Source organism: Streptomyces sp. RP5T (assembly GCF_003933965.1).
In the GTDB taxonomy this organism is placed as follows: Bacteria; Actinomycetota; Actinomycetes; order Streptomycetales; family Streptomycetaceae; genus Streptomyces.
This window is the reverse complement of sequence record NZ_RSAJ01000986.1, coordinates 1-1,837: the sequence shown is the minus strand read 5'-3', so window position 1 is coordinate 1,837 and position 1,837 is coordinate 1. Positions and strand designations below refer to the sequence as shown.

Here is a 1,837-nt window from a genome sequence, read left to right as displayed (position 1 = left end):
CCTGCTGCGTAGGGCTCGGACGGGGACCCCCTTCGCCGCACCGGGCGAAAGCCCAAGTACATCCAGTACGAGGGCTTCCGCCCGGCACGCCGAGAGCACGCACCTGACGCCGCGAGGCCCGCCCTGCGGGCGAACGACGGGACTTTCGCAACACGCCCTAGCCGTGCCGGTGTCGGGTCAGCGCCTGGGCGCCGTGGGTCGCGCGGCTTTCTCCGGTGGTGGTGTGTCGGCCGGGCGAGGGGCTGGATGGCGCGGGCGGGCCGGCCGCTACCCGTGCCGCCGCCGCGTCAGCGCCTGTGCGCCCCGGGCCGCCCCGCCCCGTCCCGCCGTGATGCGTTCGCATCGCCGGACCCCGGCCGGGCGGGGGATCGTGCGGCGCCAGCGGGGTTCGGCGTCCAGGACCAGGGACGGGTCGTGGTTGAGGACGGCCACTTCCAGGGCCCGCAGTTCGTGGCCGGGATCCAGGCCGAAGTTGTCCAGCAGCGCGTTGCGGGTGCGCTGGTACGCGGCCAGCGCGTCGTGCTGGCGTCCGCAGCGGTACAGCGCCACCATCAGCAGCCCGCACATCCGCTCCCCGGTCGGCTCGGCCGTGGCCATCTGCTCCAGCTCGCCGAGGATCTCCTGGTGCCGGCCGTGGTTGAGGGCTTCCTGCGCGTAGTCCTCGAAGACGGACATCCGCAGTCCCGCCACCGCGTCGAGCTCCGGCCAGGAGATGCCGGCCTCGGTGAGGTCGGCGAGCGCCGGCCCCCGCCACAGCCGTAGCGCCGCCCGCAGTTGCTCCAGCCCCGACTCCCGGTCACCGGTGGCGAGTTCGGCGCGTCCGGCCTCGGCCAGGCGGCGGAAGTGCCACAGGTCGACGTTGTCGTCGGCGACGGTCAGCCGGTAGCCGGGGGCCGTGGTCGTCAGGGTGACCGCCCCCGTGGCACCCGCGTGCCGATCGATGATCTTGCGCAGGCCGGACACGGCGTTCTGCACCATTTTCCGGGACGTCGCCGGAGTGTCGTACCCCCACAGCGCGTGCATCAATTTACTGGTGGGCACGACCTCGTTGGCGTGCAGCAGAAGAAATCCCGCGGTGGCTCGCTGATTGAATCCTCCGAGGCACACCGGGTCGTCTTTCGAAAACGCTTCTAACGGGCCGAGCAGATTGAACCGCATGCGGCTCACCCCCAGTCGAAGTCGAGACGGGCAGCCGCCTCCACGAGGTACCCCTACAGTAAACAAACCAATCGCCCTGTATGTCAAACGGTATGGCCATGATCGTCAGCAAAATCTCTGAGGGCTGGAAACATACAGGTCAGAGGCGTCTTTTAAGCGATCTTGGGGTACTCGTGACTCCCGGTCGCCGGTGCGCACACTTACGGAATGAACCATTCCGGCCTTCCGTCTCGCTCGGTCGCCGCAATGGGCGCACAGTTGCCGCCCAGTGAGCGCGGAGAAACCCGGGTCCCCTGAGGGGTTGCTAGCTTCGGCCCGGTCGAGCCCCTCAGGTGAATCGTTCGTACGGGAGGTGGCCAGTGAAACTGGTCGAACGTGCCGAGCAGGAAAAAGAATTGGAACGAATACTCGCGGAATGCGGCGAGGGAAAGGGTGCCGTCGTACTGCTGGACGGTCCCGGCGGCAGCGGAAAGACGGAACTGCTGCACCGGGCCGCCGAGGCGGCGCAGCGGCGTGGCGCCCTGGTGCTGCGCGCCAGTTGCTCGCGGGCCGAACGGGCGCTGCCCTTCGGCGTCCTCGGCCAGCTCCTGAACACCGTCCCCGCCGGCTGGGAACCCGGCGCGCGGCTCCAGACGCTCTACGGCCGCCTCACCGCGACGGCCCCCGCCCAGGACTCCGC

Annotated in this window: 2 protein-coding genes; one reads left to right on the top strand and one right to left on the bottom strand. The window is 69.8% G+C overall.

All coding sequences use genetic code 11. The features are described from left to right. Positions 1–267: 267 nt before the first annotated feature. Entirely contained in the window at positions 268–1,158 is an 891-nt protein-coding gene (locus EHS43_RS43740; RefSeq protein WP_125195962.1) for an AfsR/SARP family transcriptional regulator, read from the bottom strand. Positions 1,159–1,517: 359 nt separating this feature from the next. On the opposite strand from EHS43_RS43740, the gene EHS43_RS43735 reads away from it, so the two are divergent. After that, positions 1,518–1,837, top strand: a 320-nt coding sequence (locus tag EHS43_RS43735; protein ID WP_148104314.1) for an ATP-binding protein, incomplete at its 3' end; no start/stop codon positions are given.